Source organism: Arthrobacter sp. CMU6, from assembly GCF_059090205.1.
This window is the reverse complement of the sequence record NZ_JBNHFL010000005.1, coordinates 47,453-65,101: the sequence shown is the minus strand read 5'-3', so window position 1 is coordinate 65,101 and position 17,649 is coordinate 47,453. Positions and strand designations below refer to the sequence as shown.

The following is a 17,649-nucleotide window of genomic DNA, read 5'->3' as shown; positions in this document are numbered from 1 at the left end:
GGTTATGGCAACGCCTACCAAGGTTTCAGCAGTAGCTGAGATCACTAACGATTTCAAGGAATCGAACGCCGCTGTCCTGACCGAATACCGTGGGCTCACCGTTGCACAGCTCAAGCAGCTGCGTGTTTCTCTCGGCCAGGACACCAAGTTCGCGGTCGTCAAGAACACCCTGACCGCCATTGCAGCCAAGGAAGCTGGTGTCGAAGCATTCGACGGCCAGCTCGCCGGCCCCACTGCAATCGCGTTCATCAAGGGTGACGCAGTTGCAGCTGCCAAGAGCCTGACGGATTTTGCCAAGGCCAACAAGCAGCTGGTCATCAAGACCGGTTACTTCGAGGGCAAGGCACTGAACGCCAGCGAAGTTGCTGCCCTGGCAGCACTCGAGTCCCGCGAGCTGCAGCTCGCCAAGGTTGCAGGCATCCTCAAGGCTCCTGCTGCCGCTGCTGCACGCATCATCGACGCACTGCGCCTCAAGCTTGAAGAAGAGAACGGTGCTCCGGCTGAAGCCGAAGCTCCCGCCGCTGAAGAAGCTCCCGCCGCAGACGCAGCCGCAGAAGAAGCAGCCGAGGCTCCGGCCGAAGCCGCTGCCGAAGAGAACTAACTCTCTCCCCAAAAGACTCCGGTGGAACGGAAAGCATTCAGCCCCCGCCCACCTTTATAGGAAGGACGCCAACCATGGCGAAGCTCACCAACGAAGAGCTCATTGAAGCTTTCAAGGAACTGACCATCATCGAGCTCTCCGAGTTCGTCAAGCTCTTCGAAGAGACCTTCGAAGTTACCGCTGCTGCTGTTGCTGTTGCTGGCCCCGCTGCCGGTGGCGCTGCAGAAGAAGCTGAAGAGAAGACTGACTTCGACGTCATCCTCGAAGCTGCTGGCGACAAGAAGATCGCAGTGATCAAGGAAGTTCGCGCCATCACCTCCCTCGGCCTCAAGGAAGCCAAGGACCTGGTTGACAGCGCTCCCAAGGCTGTTCTCGAAGGCGCCACCAAGGAAGCTGCCGAGAAGGCAAAGGCTCAGCTCGAAGAAGCTGGCGCCACCGTTACCCTCAAGTAACACTGCTTGTCCAGGAATCCCCGTCCACTCCGGTGGGCGGGGATTCCTGCGTTTAACCGCGCTAACCGCAGCCGCAGGGTACTGGGCGCATCGGTTGAGGGCGTTCCCGTGGCGGGGAACGCCCTCAACTTCTACTTAGTTGGGCTCGCTGATGTCCGCGAGCACCGCGCCGAGGGCGGAGACCAGGGCGTCCGCGTCCACGAAGGCGCTGTAGCCGTGCTGGCCGGCACCCATGGAAATGCGCTTGCCGGCGATGGTCCGGTCCGCATAGACAGGGCACGCCGTGGTGCTGCCGAGCGGGGTGATGGTGCCGCGCTCATAGCCGGTCGCCTCCAGCGCCACGTCGGCCGCCGGGAGCGACAGCTTGTTGACGCCCACCAGGCTCCGCAGCTTGGGCCAGGAGATCTGGCGGTCGCCCGGGATGAGGGCGAACAGGAAGCTGCCGTCCTTGTGCTTCACCACAAGGGACTTCACAATGTCCGCCGGGCTGATGCCAAGGATCGCGGCCGCCTCCTCGAGGCTGTGGGCCGCCAGCCGTTCGACGAGTTGGACGTCCAGGCCGCGCGCGGCGGCGTCGGCAAGGAATCGCTCCCTGCCGCCGTCCGTCCCGGTGGCGCCCGGCGCCGGTACCCCGTTCATCAGTCGCGGAACAGCAGGAGGGCCTCACCCTGGCCGCCGCCTCCGCAGAGCGAGACTGCCGCCTTGCCCTGGCCGCGGCGCTTCAGTTCGTGCGCCGCGTGAAGTGCCAGCCGCGCACCGGAGGCGCCGATCGGATGGCCCAGCGCGATGGCGCCGCCGTGGATGTTGCACTGCTCCAGCGGATAGTCCAGATCCTTGAGGGACTGCACGGCCACCGAACCGAACGCCTCGTTGATCTCGATGAAATCCAGGTCCGCGGTGCTCCAACCGGCCCGGTCCAGCGCGTCCCGGATGGCGTTGGAGGGCTGGGAGTGGAGGGAGTTGTCCGGCCCTGCCACCTGTCCGGGCTTGCCCACGACCGCCAGGTACTCCAGGCCGTTCTCCTCCGCGAACCTGCGGGAGGTCAGGACCAGGGCGGAGGCGCCGTCGGACAGGGGAGAGGAGTTGCCGGCCGTGATGGTGCCGTCGGTGACGAAGGCGGCACGCAGGCCGGCCAGGGACTCGACGCTGGTGTTTGGCCGGACACCCTCGTCGGTGGAAACCACCACCGGGTCACCCTTGCGCTGCTTGACGCTGATGGGCGAGATCTCATCGTCGAAAACGCCGTTCTTCGCGGCGATCGCTGCGCGCTGGTGTGAATTGGCGGCCACGTTGTCCTGCGCGGTCCGGTCAATGCCGAGCGTCAGGTTCTTGGACTCGGTGGACAGGCCCATCGACTGGCCGTCGAACGCGTCGGTCAGGCCGTCGTTTGCCGCAACATCCAGCGCCTGGACCGTGCCGTAGTTCCAGCCCTGGCGGGAGCCGGGAAGGACGTGGGGCGCCCGCGTCATGGATTCCTGCCCGCCGGCGACGACGACGGTGGCGTCGCCGGCACGGATCATCCGCGCCGCGTCGATCACCGCGGTAAGCCCGGAGAGGCAGACCTTGTTGATGGTCACCGTGGGCACGTTCCATCCGATGCCCGCACCGATGGCGCTCTGCCGGGCCGGGTTCTGCCCGGCCCCGGCCTGCAGGACCTGGCCCATGATGACGGCGTCCACCTGGCCGGCGTCCACTCCGCTCGCCGCAATGGCCGCCTTGATGGCGTGGGCCCCGAGCTCGACGGCGGTGAAGCTCGCCAGTTGCCCGTTCAGCCGGCCCTGCGGGGTGCGCGCGCCGGACAGGATGACAACGTCGCTGTTGTCCGCGGAATTGTTCATGGATGTCCTCTTCCGATCTTTGGTCGATGGTTGGCCTAAGGGTATCGTGAGCCCGGTCACCTATCCATTCAACGCTGGGAAGGCGGGGTGCATTCCGGTTAGGTGCCCGTGGCAACGGTGCTTGCATTCTGCTGGCAAGTGGGGTAGACACGCGTGGGGTTTTGCCGTATCGTAGATATTTGCGTCTTCCCTGTTTACCTTCAGCCTTCATATAGCGGTGGGCTTAGCCTGTTAGCTGTTCCATCAATGTGCCGTGAACAACGTCACCAGCATGGGCAGAACCAGGTTCCGGGTCATATAGCGGAACCGGATGGTAGCACTGCGGAGTCACTCCGCAGGGTGAAAAGCGGGGGAGATCTGAAAACGCCTGAAGGTCTGTGGAAGGATCCCTCTTGGTCGCCTCGAGCACCTCTAATAACGAAACCGCTAATACGGCAAGCACCGATGGTGCGACTCGCCGGCTCTCATTCGCAAAGATTCACGAACCTCTTGACGTTCCGAATCTGCTTGCCCTGCAGACGGACAGCTTCGACTGGCTGGTCGGAAATGAACGCTGGCAGGCCCGCGTTGCGAAGGCCGTCGAAGAAGGCGACCTGAGCGTCGCCACCACCTCCGGTCTTTCCGACATCTTCGAAGAGATCTCCCCGATCGAGGACTTCCAGGGCACCATGTCCCTGAGCTTCTCCGATCCGGAGTTCGCTGATCCGAAGTACACCATGGCTGAATGCAAGGACCGGGACGCTACGTACTCGGCACCGCTGTACGTCAAGGCCGAATTCATGAACAACAACACGGGCGAAATCAAGCAGCAGACCGTGTTCATGGGTGACTTCCCGCTGATGACCGAGAAGGGCACCTTCGTCGTCAACGGCACCGAGCGTGTCGTCGTTTCCCAGCTGGTCCGTTCCCCGGGCGCCTACTTTGAGCGCGCCGCCGACAAGACCAGCGACAAGGACATCTTTACCGCAAAGATCATTCCGTCCCGCGGCGCCTGGTTCGAGCTCGAGATCGACAAGCGCGACCAGGTCGGCGTCCGCCTCGACCGCAAGCGCAAGCAGTCGGTCACGGTGCTGCTGAAGGCCCTCGGCTGGACCGAAGGCCAGATCCTCGAGGAGTTCGGCCAGTACGACTCCATGCGTGCAACGCTGGAGAAGGACGCCACCGAAACCCGCGAAGACGCCCTGCTGGACATCTACCGCAAGCTGCGTCCGGGCGAGCCGCCCACAGTCGAGGCTGCCCAGTCCCTGCTGGACAACCTGTACTTCAACTCCAAGCGCTACGATCTGGCCAAGGTTGGCCGCTACAAGATCAACCGCAAGCTCGGCATCGACCGCTCCCTTGGCGACAAGGAAGCCTCGGTCCTGCACGTTGAAGACATCGTGGCCATGATCAAGTTCCTCGTTGCGCTGCACGCCGGCGAGAAGACCCTCATGGGCAAGCGCGACGGTGAAGACCACGAGCTGCGCGTCGAGATCGATGACATCGACCACTTCGGCAACCGCCGCATCCGCGCCGTCGGCGAGCTCATCGAGAACCAGGTCCGCACCGGCCTGTCCCGCATGGAGCGCGTCGTCCGCGAACGCATGACCACGCAGGACGTCGAGGCCATCACGCCGCAGACCCTGATCAACATCCGTCCCGTGGTGGCAGCCATCAAGGAGTTCTTCGGAACCTCCCAGCTGTCCCAGTTCATGGACCAGAACAACCCGCTCTCGGGTCTGACCCACAAGCGCCGCCTGTCCGCGCTTGGCCCGGGTGGTCTGTCCCGTGACCGTGCCGGCATGGAAGTCCGAGACGTCCACCCGTCCCACTACGGACGTATGTGCCCCATCGAAACCCCTGAAGGCCCGAACATTGGTCTGATCGGTTCGCTGGCGTCCTACGGCCGCATCAACCCGTTCGGTTTCATCGAGACGCCGTACCGCCTGGTCAAGGACGGCGTCGTCTCCGACGACGTCCAGTACCTGACGGCCGACGACGAGGCAGAGGTCCTGATCGCACAGGCCAACGCTCCGCTCGACGAGAACAAGCGCTTCGCTGAAGAGACCGTCCTGGTCCGTGCCCGCGGTGGTGGAGGCGAGCCCGTGCTCGTTCCCGCCGCTGACGTTCAGTTCATGGACGTTTCCCCGCGCCAGATGGTGTCGGTGGCAACCGCCCTGATTCCGTTCCTCGAGCACGACGACGCCAACCGTGCACTCATGGGTGCCAACATGCAGCGCCAGGCTGTGCCGCTGGTCCGTTCCGAGGCCCCGTTCGTGGGTACCGGTATGGAGCGTGCTGCCGCCGTCGACGCCGGTGACGTTGTCATCGCGAAGAAGCCCGGTGTGGTCACCGAGGTCTCCGCCGAGCTCGTTGTCATGCTCAACGACGACGGCACGGAGACCAACTACCGCATCAACAAGTTCGCCCGCTCCAACCAGGGCAACTGCTACAACCACCGCGTTCTGGTGAACGAAGGCCAGCGCCTGGAAGTTGGTGGCATCATCGCCGACGGTCCGGCAACGGACCAGGGCGAGCTTGCCCTCGGTAAGAACCTCCTCGTGGCATTCATGTCATGGGAAGGCCACAACTTCGAGGATGCCATCATCCTGTCCCAGCGCATCGTGGCAGAGGACGTCCTTTCCTCCATCCACATCGAGGAGCACGAGATCGATGCCCGCGACACCAAGCTTGGTGCCGAGGAAATCACCCGTGACATCCCCAACGTGTCCGAGGAAGTCCTGGCCGGCCTGGACGAGCGCGGCATCATCCACATCGGTGCCGAGGTTGAAGCCGGCGACATCCTGGTCGGAAAGGTCACCCCGAAGGGTGAAACCGAACTGACCCCGGAAGAGCGCCTGCTGCGCGCCATCTTCGGTGAGAAGTCCCGCGAAGTCCGCGACACCTCCCTGAAGGTTCCGCACGGCGAGTCCGGCACCGTCATCGGCGTGCGCGTCTTCGACCGCGACAACGACGACGAACTGCCCCCGGGCGTCAACCAGCTGGTTCGCGTCTACGTGGCCGCCAAGCGCAAGATCACCGACGGCGACAAGCTTGCCGGCCGCCACGGCAACAAGGGTGTTATCTCCAAGATCCTCCCGGTCGAGGACATGCCCTTCCTTGCCGACGGTACCCCCGTTGACATCGTCCTGAACCCGCTGGGTGTTCCGGGCCGTATGAACGTCGGCCAGGTGCTCGAAACGCACCTCGGCTGGGTTGCCAAGACGGGCTGGAAGATCGAAGGCGAGCCGGAGTGGGCCAAGCAGCTGCCGAACCTGCCGCGCGAGAGTGGCCAGACCACTGTTGCAACGCCGGTCTTCGACGGCGCCCGCGAAGAGGAAATCACTGGGCTGCTGGACTCCACCAACCCGACCCGTGACGGCGAACGCCTGATCAACTCCTCGGGCAAGACGCGCCTGTTCGACGGCCGCTCCGGCGAGCCGTTCCCGGATCCGATCTCGGTCGGCTACATGTACATCCTGAAGCTCCACCACCTGGTGGACGACAAGATCCACGCCCGCTCCACCGGCCCGTACTCCATGATCACGCAGCAGCCGCTGGGTGGTAAGGCACAGTTCGGTGGCCAGCGCTTCGGTGAAATGGAAGTGTGGGCGCTCGAAGCTTATGGCGCCGCCTACACGCTCCAGGAACTGCTCACGATCAAGTCCGATGACATCCACGGCCGTGTGAAGGTCTACGAGGCGATCGTCAAGGGCGAGAACATCCCCGAGCCGGGTGTTCCCGAGTCCTTCAAGGTGTTGATCAAGGAAATGCAGTCGCTGTGCCTGAACGTGGAAGTGCTTTCCACGGACGGAACCACAATTGAAATGCGTGACTCTGATGACGCAGTCTTCACGGCTGCGGAAGAACTGGGCATCGATCTGTCTCGTGCAGAGCCCAGCTCCGTAGAAGAGGTCTAGCAGGGGTCCCGACGGCGGGTGGTGACCACCCGTCGTCGGCCTCTCCCTCTCCCCGTAAACAAGACTTCAGAATTTAGAGAACAAGAGAGAACAGGGACCATATGTCCAGCGAATCCTCCTTCGGCCTCATGCAGATCGGCCTCGCCACCGCGGAAGACATCCGCGGCTGGTCGTACGGCGAGGTTAAGAAGCCGGAAACCATCAACTACCGCACGCTCAAGCCCGAGAAGGACGGCCTCTTCTGCGAGAAGATCTTCGGCCCGTCCCGTGACTGGGAATGCTACTGCGGCAAGTACAAGCGCGTGCGCTTCAAGGGCATCATCTGTGAGCGGTGTGGCGTTGAGGTCACCCGCGCCAAGGTGCGCCGTGAGCGCATGGGCCACATCGAACTGGCTGCTCCCGTAACCCACATCTGGTACTTCAAGGGTGTTCCGTCCCGCTTGGGCTACCTCCTTGACCTGGCTCCGAAGGACCTCGAAAAGGTCATCTACTTCGCCGCCTACATGATCACCAGCGTCGACGAGGAAAACCGGCACGCGGAACTGCCCAACCTGCAGGTTGAGCACGACGTCGAGAAGAAGCAGTTGATCGACAACCGTGACTCCGACATCGCCGCGATCGCCCGCGACCTTGAGAACGAGCTTGCCCGTCTCGAGGGCGAGGGTGCCAAGGCTGCCGACAAGAAGAAGGCACGCGACTCCGCCGACCGCCAGATGGCGAACGTGCGCAAGCGCGCCGACGCCGAGATCGAGCGCCTCGAGCAGGTCTGGGACCGCTTCAAGAACCTGAAGGTCGCCGACCTCGAAGGTGACGAGGGCCTGTACCGCGAGCTGCGTGACCGCTACGGCATGTACTTCGAAGGCTCCATGGGTGCCGAGGCCATCAAGAAGCGTCTTGAGAACTTCGACATGCAGGCCGAGTCCGACAACTTGCGCGACATCATTGCCAACGGCAAGGGCCAGCGCAAGACCCGCGCCCTGAAGCGCCTGAAGGTGGTCAACGCGTTCCTGACCACCAACAACAGCCCGCTCGGCATGGTGCTGGACGCCGTCCCGGTGATCCCGCCGGAACTGCGCCCGATGGTCCAGCTGGACGGTGGCCGCTTCGCGACCTCCGACCTCAACGACCTCTACCGCCGCGTGATCAACCGCAACAACCGACTCAAGCGACTGCTTGACCTGGGTGCTCCGGAGATCATCGTCAACAACGAGAAGCGCATGCTTCAGGAAGCTGTTGACAGCCTCTTCGACAACGGCCGCCGCGGCCGTCCGGTCACCGGACCGGGCAACCGTCCGCTGAAGTCCCTGAGCGACATGCTCAAGGGCAAGCAGGGCCGTTTCCGCCAGAACCTGCTCGGCAAGCGCGTCGACTACTCCGGCCGTTCGGTCATCGTCGTCGGCCCGCAGCTGAAGCTGCACCAGTGTGGCCTGCCCAAGCAGATGGCGCTGGAGCTCTTCAAGCCGTTCGTGATGAAGCGCCTGGTTGACCTCAACCACGCCCAGAACATCAAGTCGGCAAAGCGCATGGTCGAGCGCTACCGTCCGCAGGTCTGGGACGTGCTGGAAGAGATCATCACCGAACACCCGGTGCTGCTCAACCGTGCACCTACCCTGCACCGCCTCGGCATCCAGGCATTCGAGCCGCAGCTTGTTGAAGGCAAGGCCATCCAGCTCCACCCGCTGGTTTGTGGCGCGTTCAACGCTGACTTCGACGGCGACCAGATGGCAGTCCACCTGCCGCTGAGCCCCGAAGCCCAGGCTGAGGCACGCATCCTGATGCTGTCGTCGAACAACATCCTGAAGCCGTCTGACGGCCGTCCGGTGACTCTGCCTTCGCAGGATATGATCATCGGCCTCTACCACCTGACCACCAAGCGTGTGGGTTCAGCCGGTGAAGGCCGGATCTTCGGCTCGGTGTCCGAGGCCATCATGGCGTTCGATGCACACGAGCTGCACCTGAACTCCCAGGTCAAGATCCGTCTTGAGGGCTTCGTTCCTTACGCCGGCTGGGAAGCTCCGGAAGGCTGGGAGCAGGGACAGCCCGCACTGGTGGACACCTCCCTGGGCCAGGTCCTCTTCAACGAGACACTGCCCGAGGACTACCCGTGGGTTGAGGCCGTTGCCGACAAGGGCGAACTGTCCCGCATCGTCAACGACCTCGCAGAGCGCTACCCGAAGGTTGTCACGGCCGCAACGCTGGACAACCTGAAGGACGCCGGTTTCTACTGGGCCACCCGCTCGGGCGTCACCGTCGCCATCTCCGACATCGAGGTTCCGGAAGCCAAGCCGGCCATCCTTGCCGGTTACGAGGAGCGCGCCGCCAAGATCCAGGGCCAGTACGACAAGGGCCTGATCGACGACGACGAGCGTCGCCAGGAACTGATCGAGATCTGGAACAAGGCGACCAACGAGATCGCCCAGGCCATGCGCGACAGCCTGTCGCCGATGAACACCATCAACCGCATGGTGTCCTCCGGTGCACGTGGTAACTGGATGCAGGTCCGCCAGATCGCGGGTATCCGTGGCCTGGTGGCCAACCCGAAGGGTGAAATCATCCCGCGTCCGATCAAGTCCTCCTACCGCGAGGGCCTGTCGGTGCTGGAATACTTCATCGCCACGCACGGTGCACGTAAGGGTCTTGCCGACACCGCGCTGCGTACCGCCAACTCGGGTTACCTGACCCGTCGTCTGGTGGACGTCTCGCAGGACGTCATCGTCCGTGAAGAGGACTGCGGCACCGAACGCGGCCTCGTCACCCCGATCGCCGTGGCTGACGCCAACGGCGAGCTGACCCTGGACGAGAACGTCGAGAACAGCGCCTACGCCCGTACGCTGGCCGTGGACGTCGTCGACTCCAAGGGCAACGTCCTGGCTCCGGCCGGCACCGACTGCGGTGACGTCGTGATCGCTGAGCTGTTCGCAGCCGGCATCACCGAGGTCAAGGTCCGCTCCGTGCTCACCTGTGAGTCCAGCGTCGGAACCTGTGCCCTGTGCTACGGCCGTTCGCTGGCCACCGGCAAGACCGTGGACATCGGTGAAGCTGTGGGCATCATCGCCGCACAGTCCATCGGTGAGCCCGGTACCCAGCTGACCATGCGTACGTTCCACACCGGTGGTGCTGTGTCCGCCAGCGGTGGCGACGACATCACCCAGGGTCTGCCCCGTATCCAGGAGCTCTTCGAAGCCCGTACCCCGAAGGGTGTGGCGCCGATTGCGGAAGCGGCCGGCCGCATCACCATCGAGGAATCCGAGCGTCAGATGCGCCTGGTGATCACTCCGGACGACGGTTCCGAAGAGATCGCCTACCCGGTCCTGCGCCGGTCGCGTCTCCTGATCGAGGACGGCCAGCACGTGTCGGTGGGCCAGAAGCTCATCAACGGTCCGGTCGACCCGAAGCAGGTCCTGCGCATCATGGGCCCGCGTGCCGCACAGAAGTTCCTCGTGGACGAAGTGCAGGGCGTGTACCGCAGCCAGGGCATTGGCATCCACGACAAGCACGTGGAAGTCATCGTCCGGCAGATGCTGCGCCGCGTCACGGTCATCGAATCCGGCGACTCCGACCTGCTCCCGGGTGAGCTGGCCGAGCGCAGCCGCTTCGAGGACGCCAACCGCCGCGTTGTATCCGAGGGCAAGACTCCGGCTTCCGGACGTCCCGAGCTCATGGGTATCACCAAGGCGTCGCTGGCCACCGAGTCCTGGCTGTCCGCGGCATCCTTCCAGGAGACCACCCGCGTCCTGACGCAGGCGGCCATGGAAGGCAAGAGCGATCCTCTGCTCGGCCTCAAGGAGAACGTCATCATCGGTAAGCTGATCCCGGCCGGCACGGGTCTCCCGCGCTACACCGAGATCACGGTGGAACCGACTGAAGAAGCAAAGGCCAACCTGTTCACCGGCCCGAGCGCATTCAGCGATTTCTCCTACGACACGCTGGGCGGCGACGGAGCTCCTGAGTTCCACGCCATCCCGCTGGATGACTACGACCTGGGCAACGACTTCCGGTAACGGGCACGTCAACGCTTCGATCAAAGGATGGTCCCTCACCGCAAGGTGGGGGACCATCCCCTTTAAGCCGCCGATTAAGGCTTGGCGGCCGTCCATGTTAGACTGGATACCAATTGTTATTGTGGCAGTGGATGAGTGCGCCGGCTGAGCTGAAAGGCTAAGCCAGAGCGACGTTTCCGGTTTGCAGGGTTCTTGTGCAACGTATGCCACATTTTCGCATGCCTAGGGACAGTTGCGGCCGCGAGCTGCAGTGGTCTCCGTATGCGAATCCGACATCAAGGCTTCGCCTCAGCTGCTCTGGAGACTTCTTCAAAGCTCGGGCGGCGAGGCAAAGAAACAGGAGAGCGGCTGTCAGAGGCCGCTCCGGATAAAACGGAGAACACGAAAGTGCCTACGATTAACCAGCTGGTCCGCAAGGGCCGCACGCCGAAGGTCTCAAAGACCAAGGCTCCCGCGCTTAAGGGCAGCCCGATGCGCCGCGGTGTCTGCACCCGCGTCTACACCACCACCCCGAAGAAGCCGAACTCGGCTCTGCGTAAGGTTGCACGTGTGCGCCTCAACGGTGGCATTGAAGTTACCGCCTACATCCCCGGTGTTGGCCACAACCTCCAGGAGCACTCCATTGTGCTCGTCCGTGGTGGTCGTGTGAAGGACCTCCCCGGCGTCCGCTACAAGATCGTCCGCGGTGCCCTCGATACCCAGGGTGTCAAGAACCGTAAGCAGGCACGCAGCCGCTACGGCGCAAAGATGGAGAAGAAGTAATATGCCTCGCAAGGGTCCGGCCCCGAAGCGGCCGCTCGTATCAGATCCCGTCTACGGCTCCCCGCTGGTCACCCAGCTGATCAACAAGGTGCTGGTTGACGGCAAGAAGTCCACCGCAGAGCGCATCGTTTACGGTGCCCTCGAAGGTGCACGCGCGAAGTCCGGCGGCGACCCCGTTGCTGCCCTCAAGAAGGCCATGGACAACGTCAAGCCTTCCCTCGAGGTCCGCTCCCGCCGTGTCGGTGGCGCCACCTACCAGGTTCCGGTTGAGGTCAAGCCGGGCCGCTCCACCGCCCTCGCCCTGCGTTGGCTGGTTGGCTACTCCAAGGCCCGCCGCGAAAAGACGATGACCGAGCGTCTCCAGAACGAAATCCTGGATGCCTCGAACGGTCTCGGTGCCGCTGTGAAGCGTCGCGAAGACACCCACAAGATGGCCGAGTCCAACAAGGCCTTCGCCCACTACCGCTGGTAAAACTTCCCGTACGCCGCCGGCTCAGACGAGCCGGCGGCGAACGCGTAGTCCATCCGAAAGGGAGACACCGTGGCACAGGACGTGCTTACAGACCTTAGTAAGGTCCGCAACATCGGCATCATGGCCCACATCGATGCCGGCAAGACCACCACCACCGAGCGCATTCTGTTCTACACAGGTGTGAACCACAAGATTGGCGAAACGCACGACGGCGCTTCGACCACTGACTGGATGGAACAGGAAAAGGAACGCGGCATCACCATCACGTCTGCCGCCGTGACCTGCTTCTGGGAAAACAACCAGATCAACATCATTGACACCCCGGGCCACGTGGACTTCACGGTTGAGGTTGAGCGCTCCCTGCGCGTCCTCGACGGTGCAGTTGCCGTCTTCGATGGCAAGGAAGGCGTTGAGCCGCAGTCCGAAACCGTTTGGCGCCAGGCTGACAAGTACAACGTTCCGCGTATCTGCTTCGTCAACAAGATGGACAAGCTGGGTGCTGACTTCTACTTCACCGTAGACACCATCATCAGCCGCCTCGGCGCCAAGCCGCTGGTCATGCAGCTGCCCATCGGTGCCGAGAACGACTTCATCGGCGTCGTGGACCTGCTCTACATGCGCGCACTGGTGTGGCCCGGCGATGCCAAGGGTGACGTCACCATGGGCGCCAAGTACGAAATCCGCGAGATCCCGGAAGACCTCAAGGCCAAGGCCGAGGAATACCGTTCAACCCTCGTGGAGACCGTTGCAGAGGCCTCCGAAGAACTCATGGAGAAGTACCTCGAAGGTGAAGAACTCACCATCGACGAACTCAAGGCCGGCATCCGCAAGATGACGATCAACTCCGAGCTCTACCCGGTGTTCTGTGGTTCCGCGTTCAAGAACCGTGGCGTTCAGCCGATGCTCGATGCAGTCGTCGACTACCTGCCAAACCCGCTCGACGTCCCGCCGATGATCGGTCACGATCCCCGCGACGAAGAGAAGGAACTGACCCGCAAGCCGTCCGCCGAAGAGCCGTTCTCGGCCCTCGCGTTCAAGATTGCTGCGCACCCGTTCTTCGGCCAGCTCACCTTCATCCGCGTGTATTCCGGTCACGTGGAAGCAGGCGCCCAGGTGGTCAACTCCACCAAGGGCAAGAAGGAGCGCATCGGCAAGCTGTTCCAGATGCACGCCAACAAGGAAATGCCCGTTGAGGGCGCTACCGCCGGCCACATCTACGCAGCGATCGGTCTGAAGGACACCACCACGGGCGACACCCTGTGCGACTCCGCCAACCAGATCGTTCTCGAGTCCATGAGCTTCCCGGAGCCCGTGATCTCGGTTGCCATCGAGCCGAACACCAAGGGTGACCAGGAGAAGCTCTCCACGGCTATCCAGAAGCTCTCCGCTGAGGACCCGACCTTCCAGGTCTCCCTCAACGAAGACACCGGCCAGACCATCATCGCCGGCATGGGCGAGCTCCACCTGGACATCCTGGTGGACCGCATGCGCCGCGAATTCAAGGTCGAGGCAAACGTTGGCAAGCCGCAGGTTGCTTACCGCGAAACCATCAAGCGTGCTGTAGAGCGTCACGACTACACGCACAAGAAGCAGACCGGTGGTTCGGGCCAGTTCGCAAAGATCCAGATCGCGATCGAGCCGCTGGACACTGCGGAAGGCGAGCTGTACGAGTTCGAGAACAAGGTCACCGGTGGCCGCGTTCCGCGCGAGTACATCCCGTCGGTCGACGCCGGTATCCAGGACGCACTGAATGACGGTGTCCTGGCCGGTTACCCGGTTGTTGGCATCAAGGCAACGCTGGTTGACGGCGCCTACCACGATGTTGACTCCTCGGAAATGGCGTTCAAGATCGCCGGCCGTATGGCTTTCAAGGAAGCTGCACGCAAGGCGAACCCTGTTCTGCTCGAACCGCTGATGGATGTTGAGGTCCGCACCCCTGAGGAATACATGGGTGAAGTTATCGGTGACCTCAACTCCCGCCGTGGCCAGATGCAGTCCATGGAGGATGCCCAGGGCGTCAAGGTTGTCCGCGCACACGTACCGCTGTCCGGCATGTTCGGCTACATCGGTGACCTGCGTTCGAAGACCCAGGGCCGCGCTGTGTACTCCATGACGTTCAACAGCTACGCCGAGGTCCCGAAGGCAGTTGCCGACGAGATCATCCAGAAGTCCCGCGGCGAATAGTCCCCAGGACTGTCCACGCGACAAGCTGAAAAACCGGGTGCGTTTCCCCTGCGGAACACACCTAGTGCGGATGGCCGGGACTCTGGTTCCGGCCCGGTTCCGGCCATCAGCACGAACAGGCTCTAGGCACTAGTATTAGTTCCTGAATCTGCAATTTCATCAATCCAAAGCCCCCAAGTAGACTTACTGGAGTTTCTGCCGCGATAAGCGCGGTCGAAGGTAAGCCATTTGAAAAACGTTCTAGGAGGAACCTGTGGCAAAGGCAAAGTTCGAGCGGACTAAGCCGCACGTTAACATCGGTACCATTGGTCACGTTGACCACGGTAAGACGACGTTGACGGCCGCCATTTCCAAGGTGCTGTACGACAAGTACCCGACTCTCAACGAGAAGCGTGACTTCGCGTCGATCGACTCTGCTCCGGAAGAGCGTCAGCGCGGCATTACCATCAACATCTCCCACGTTGAGTACCAGACCGAGAAGCGCCACTACGCACACGTAGACGCCCCGGGTCACGCTGACTACATCAAGAACATGATCACCGGTGCTGCTCAGATGGACGGCGCAATCCTCGTGGTTGCCGCTACTGACGGCCCGATGGCTCAGACCCGCGAGCACGTTCTGCTCGCCCGCCAGGTTGGTGTTCCCTACCTGCTGGTCGCGCTGAACAAGGCAGACATGGTTGACGACGAGGAACTCCTCGACCTCGTTGAAATGGAAGTTCGTGAGCTCCTGAGCTCGCAGGGCTTCGATGGCGACGAAGCACCGGTTGTCCGCGTTTCCGGCCTGAAGGCCCTGGAAGGCGACCCGGAGTGGGTCAAGTCCGTTGAGGACCTGATGGCTGCTGTCGACGAGTCCGTTCCGGACCCCGTACGTGACCGCGACAAGCCGTTCCTGATGCCGATCGAAGACGTCTTCACGATCACCGGTCGTGGCACGGTTGTGACGGGTCGCGCCGAGCGCGGTACCCTCGCCATCAACTCCGAGGTCGAGATCGTCGGTATCCGCCCGGTCCAGAAGACCACCGTTACCGGTATCGAGATGTTCCACAAGCAGCTCGACGAAGCATGGGCCGGCGAGAACTGTGGCCTCCTGCTCCGCGGTCTGAAGCGCGACGACGTCGAGCGTGGCCAGGTTGTCGTCAAGCCGGGTTCCATCACCCCGCACACCGACTTCGAGGCTAACGTCTACATCCTCTCCAAGGACGAAGGCGGACGTCACAACCCGTTCTACTCGAACTACCGCCCGCAGTTCTACTTCCGTACCACGGACGTAACCGGCGTTATCACCCTGCCGGAAGGCACGGAAATGGTTATGCCTGGCGACAACACTGAGATGACCGTTGCGCTCATCCAGCCGATCGCTATGGAAGAGGGCCTCGGCTTCGCTATCCGCGAAGGCGGCCGCACCGTTGGTTCGGGACGTGTCACCAAGATCATCAAGTAACTCTTGCTGATCGCGGGCCGGTTACCGGCCTGATCTTCGAAAACAGCCCCGCTGCTTCTGGCAGCGGGGCTGTTTTTGTACCAGCAGTTCCTGCCGGTGGACGCGCCCTGCCCTGATATGGTTGGTGCTCGCGACAGACTCGCGCAAAAGAGAGGAACATCATGGGTTGGCTAATTTTCCTGCTGGTGGTTGCCGCCGTGGTGGTGGGCGTGGTTTGGGCGAAGAAGCACTTCCGCCACGAGATTGAACGGGCCAAGCGGATCAGCCGGGCGAACAAGAACCAGTAGCTCGGGGTCTCCCAATTGGGGCCGGCTCACGCACCGGTCTGCCCTCAGGCCGTCCGCGCCCGTGCCCGGCTGAGTGCCTGCAGCCAGTAGAAGGATTTCTTGGGCGTCCGTTTCAGGGTGTCAAAGTCCACGTGCACCAGGCCGAAGCGCTGTGAATACCCGGCGGCCCATTCAAAGTTGTCCATGAACGTCCAGACGAAGTAGCCGAGCAGCTGCACGTCGTGCGCGATGCCGCCGGGCGCAGTGGCATTCATCGCCTGGTCGAGGTGGTGTGCCAGGTAGTCGATCCGCCCCGAGTCCGCGATGGGGCCGGTGACATGCTCGGGCTCCGGAAAGCTTGCGCCGCTCTCGGTGATGTAAACCGGCGGCAAGGCCGGCCCGTACCTGTCCTTGAGCTCCCGCAGCAGGATGCCCAGATGCTCCGGTGCCACCGGCCAGCCGAATCCGGTGGTGCCGTATTCGGGGAAGGCCGCCAGATGGAACGGCACCCGCGCCATGGCCTGCGCATTGCCTGCCGGGGTGTCCGTGGGTCCCTGCCCGGCGGCGACACGGACGGGGTAGTAATAGTTCACCCCGTAGAAGTCGATCGGCTGGCTGATCAGGCGGAGGTCGTCGTCGGACGTCCGGGACAAAAACCTGAACCAGGGGCGGGCGGCAAGCGGTGGGGCGGGGTAGCGCCCCAGGAGGATGGGATCGGCGTACACGCGGTTGAGGACTAGGTCGAAGACCTTGGCCAGCAGCCTGTCCGCCCGCCGCCCGGTGGCAGGGCGTACTGGGGAGTGCAGGTTGGTGACGCCGACGGTCCCGGCAACGCCCGCGGCGCGCAGGGCCTGGACCGCAAGCCCGTGGCCGAGCAGCTGGTGGTGGACCGAGGGCAGCGCCTTGAACAGCAGGTCGCGGCCGGGGGCATGGACGCCGAGCGCGTAGCCATTCAGCGTGACGGATACCGGCTCGTTGAGCGTGACCCACTGCGCTACCCGGTCACCAAGCCTCTTGCCGGCGGCCGCCGCGTACTCGGCGAAGCGTTCGGCCGTGGCGCGGGTCATCCACCCGCCTTCGCGCTCCAGGGGGAGGGGAGTGTCCCAGTGGTAGAGCGTGGCCATGGGGGCGATGCCGGCCGCCAGCAGCAGGTCCACCAGCCGGTCGTAGAAGTCCAGGCCCCGCTGGTTGGCGGCGCCGCGGCCCTCCGGGTGGATCCTGGGCCATGAGATTGAGAAGCGGTAGGAGTCGATGCCGAGTTCACGCATGAGGGCTACGTCCTCGGGCACGCGGTTATAGTGGTCACAGGCCACTTCCGGCGAATGCCCGTTGAGGATGTTGCCCGGTGTGGCCGCAAAGGCGTCCCAGCCCGAGGGCCCGCGGCCGTCCGCGGCAAGGGCGCCTTCGATCTGGAAGGCGGCGGCAGCGACGCCCAGGGTGAAATCCGGGCGCAAGCGTCCGGCGAGGTTCTGCACTGAATCTGCGCCGAGCGCGCCTTTGCCGGCGTCGGCGTCCTGCACGGCCATTTACCCATCATCCAACCGATGATTGCCGGCGGCAATGACCGGTTCGGCCGGGCGGGCCGGCAGGAACGGTGGCCGGCGGGGGCCCGATTCGCATCCTGCGATAAATTCCGGCATACTAGGTGAGTTGTTCAAGCGCTTCTTCGCGTCCCGATCCGGATAATGCCGGGTGTCAGGGTCCAGGCTGAAGCCCAAACATAACCCAAC

The 17,649-nt window shown here is 63.2% G+C and carries 12 protein-coding genes; 9 read left to right on the top strand and 3 right to left on the bottom strand.

Going from position 1 to position 17,649, the window contains the following annotated elements; all coding sequences use genetic code 11:
* Nucleotides 1-4: 4 nt before the first annotated feature.
* Nucleotides 5-601 (top strand): 50S ribosomal protein L10, encoded by a 597-nt coding sequence (rplJ, locus tag AC5RWD_RS04935; RefSeq protein ID WP_494018945.1) that lies wholly within the window; start codon nucleotides 5-7, stop codon nucleotides 599-601.
* Between the two features lie 74 nt (nucleotides 602-675).
* Nucleotides 676-1,053, top strand: a complete 378-nt coding sequence (gene rplL, locus AC5RWD_RS04930; protein WP_306924895.1) for a 50S ribosomal protein L7/L12 — start codon at nucleotides 676-678, stop codon at nucleotides 1,051-1,053.
* A gap of 135 nt (nucleotides 1,054-1,188) precedes the next feature.
* Here rplL and AC5RWD_RS04925 read toward each other — a convergent pair whose 3' ends face one another.
* Together AC5RWD_RS04925 and AC5RWD_RS04920 are read right to left on the bottom strand one after the other, a co-directional pair.
* On the bottom strand, nucleotides 1,189-1,692 hold the full coding sequence (locus AC5RWD_RS04925; protein ID WP_494018944.1) for an aminoacyl-tRNA deacylase: 504 nt from the start codon (nucleotides 1,690-1,692) through the stop codon (nucleotides 1,189-1,191).
* Nucleotides 1,692-2,891, bottom strand: coding sequence for an acetyl-CoA C-acetyltransferase (locus AC5RWD_RS04920; RefSeq protein WP_494018943.1), 1,200 nt, complete (start codon nucleotides 2,889-2,891; stop codon nucleotides 1,692-1,694). Before AC5RWD_RS04920 ends, AC5RWD_RS04925 begins: the two co-directional genes overlap by 1 nt.
* 392 nt (nucleotides 2,892-3,283) lie before the next feature.
* Between AC5RWD_RS04920 and rpoB the strand changes: the two genes are divergently transcribed.
* From rpoB to AC5RWD_RS04885, 7 genes are all read left to right on the top strand, one after another.
* Nucleotides 3,284-6,790 carry a DNA-directed RNA polymerase subunit beta gene (gene rpoB / locus AC5RWD_RS04915; protein WP_306924889.1) on the top strand — a complete coding sequence of 1,169 codons (3,507 nt, stop codon included), beginning with the start codon at nucleotides 3,284-3,286 and terminating at the stop codon, nucleotides 6,788-6,790.
* Between the two features lie 101 nt (nucleotides 6,791-6,891).
* Nucleotides 6,892-10,791 (top strand): DNA-directed RNA polymerase subunit beta', encoded by a 3,900-nt coding sequence (locus AC5RWD_RS04910; RefSeq protein WP_003803831.1) that lies wholly within the window; start codon nucleotides 6,892-6,894, stop codon nucleotides 10,789-10,791.
* A gap of 387 nt (nucleotides 10,792-11,178) precedes the next feature.
* Nucleotides 11,179-11,553 (top strand): 30S ribosomal protein S12, encoded by a 375-nt coding sequence (gene rpsL, locus AC5RWD_RS04905; protein ID WP_003803830.1) that lies wholly within the window; start codon nucleotides 11,179-11,181, stop codon nucleotides 11,551-11,553.
* Between the two features lies 1 nt (nucleotide 11,554).
* A complete protein-coding gene (rpsG, locus tag AC5RWD_RS04900; RefSeq protein WP_003803829.1) occupies nucleotides 11,555-12,025 on the top strand; it encodes a 30S ribosomal protein S7 in 471 nt (156 codons plus the stop codon).
* A gap of 69 nt (nucleotides 12,026-12,094) precedes the next feature.
* On the top strand, nucleotides 12,095-14,209 hold the full coding sequence (gene fusA, locus AC5RWD_RS04895) for an elongation factor G (RefSeq protein ID WP_494018942.1): 2,115 nt from the start codon (nucleotides 12,095-12,097) through the stop codon (nucleotides 14,207-14,209).
* Between the two features lie 253 nt (nucleotides 14,210-14,462).
* A complete protein-coding gene (gene tuf / locus AC5RWD_RS04890) occupies nucleotides 14,463-15,653 on the top strand; it encodes an elongation factor Tu (protein ID WP_003803827.1) in 1,191 nt (396 codons plus the stop codon).
* 161 nt (nucleotides 15,654-15,814) lie between these two features.
* A complete protein-coding gene (locus tag AC5RWD_RS04885; RefSeq protein ID WP_494018941.1) occupies nucleotides 15,815-15,940 on the top strand; it encodes a hypothetical protein in 126 nt (41 codons plus the stop codon).
* Between the two features lie 44 nt (nucleotides 15,941-15,984).
* On the opposite strand, the gene AC5RWD_RS04880 is transcribed toward AC5RWD_RS04885, so the two are convergent.
* Complete coding sequence (locus AC5RWD_RS04880) at nucleotides 15,985-17,445, bottom strand: GH1 family beta-glucosidase (RefSeq protein WP_494018940.1); 1,461 nt, start codon at nucleotides 17,443-17,445, stop codon at nucleotides 15,985-15,987.
* Between the last annotated feature and the right edge of the window lie 204 nt (nucleotides 17,446-17,649).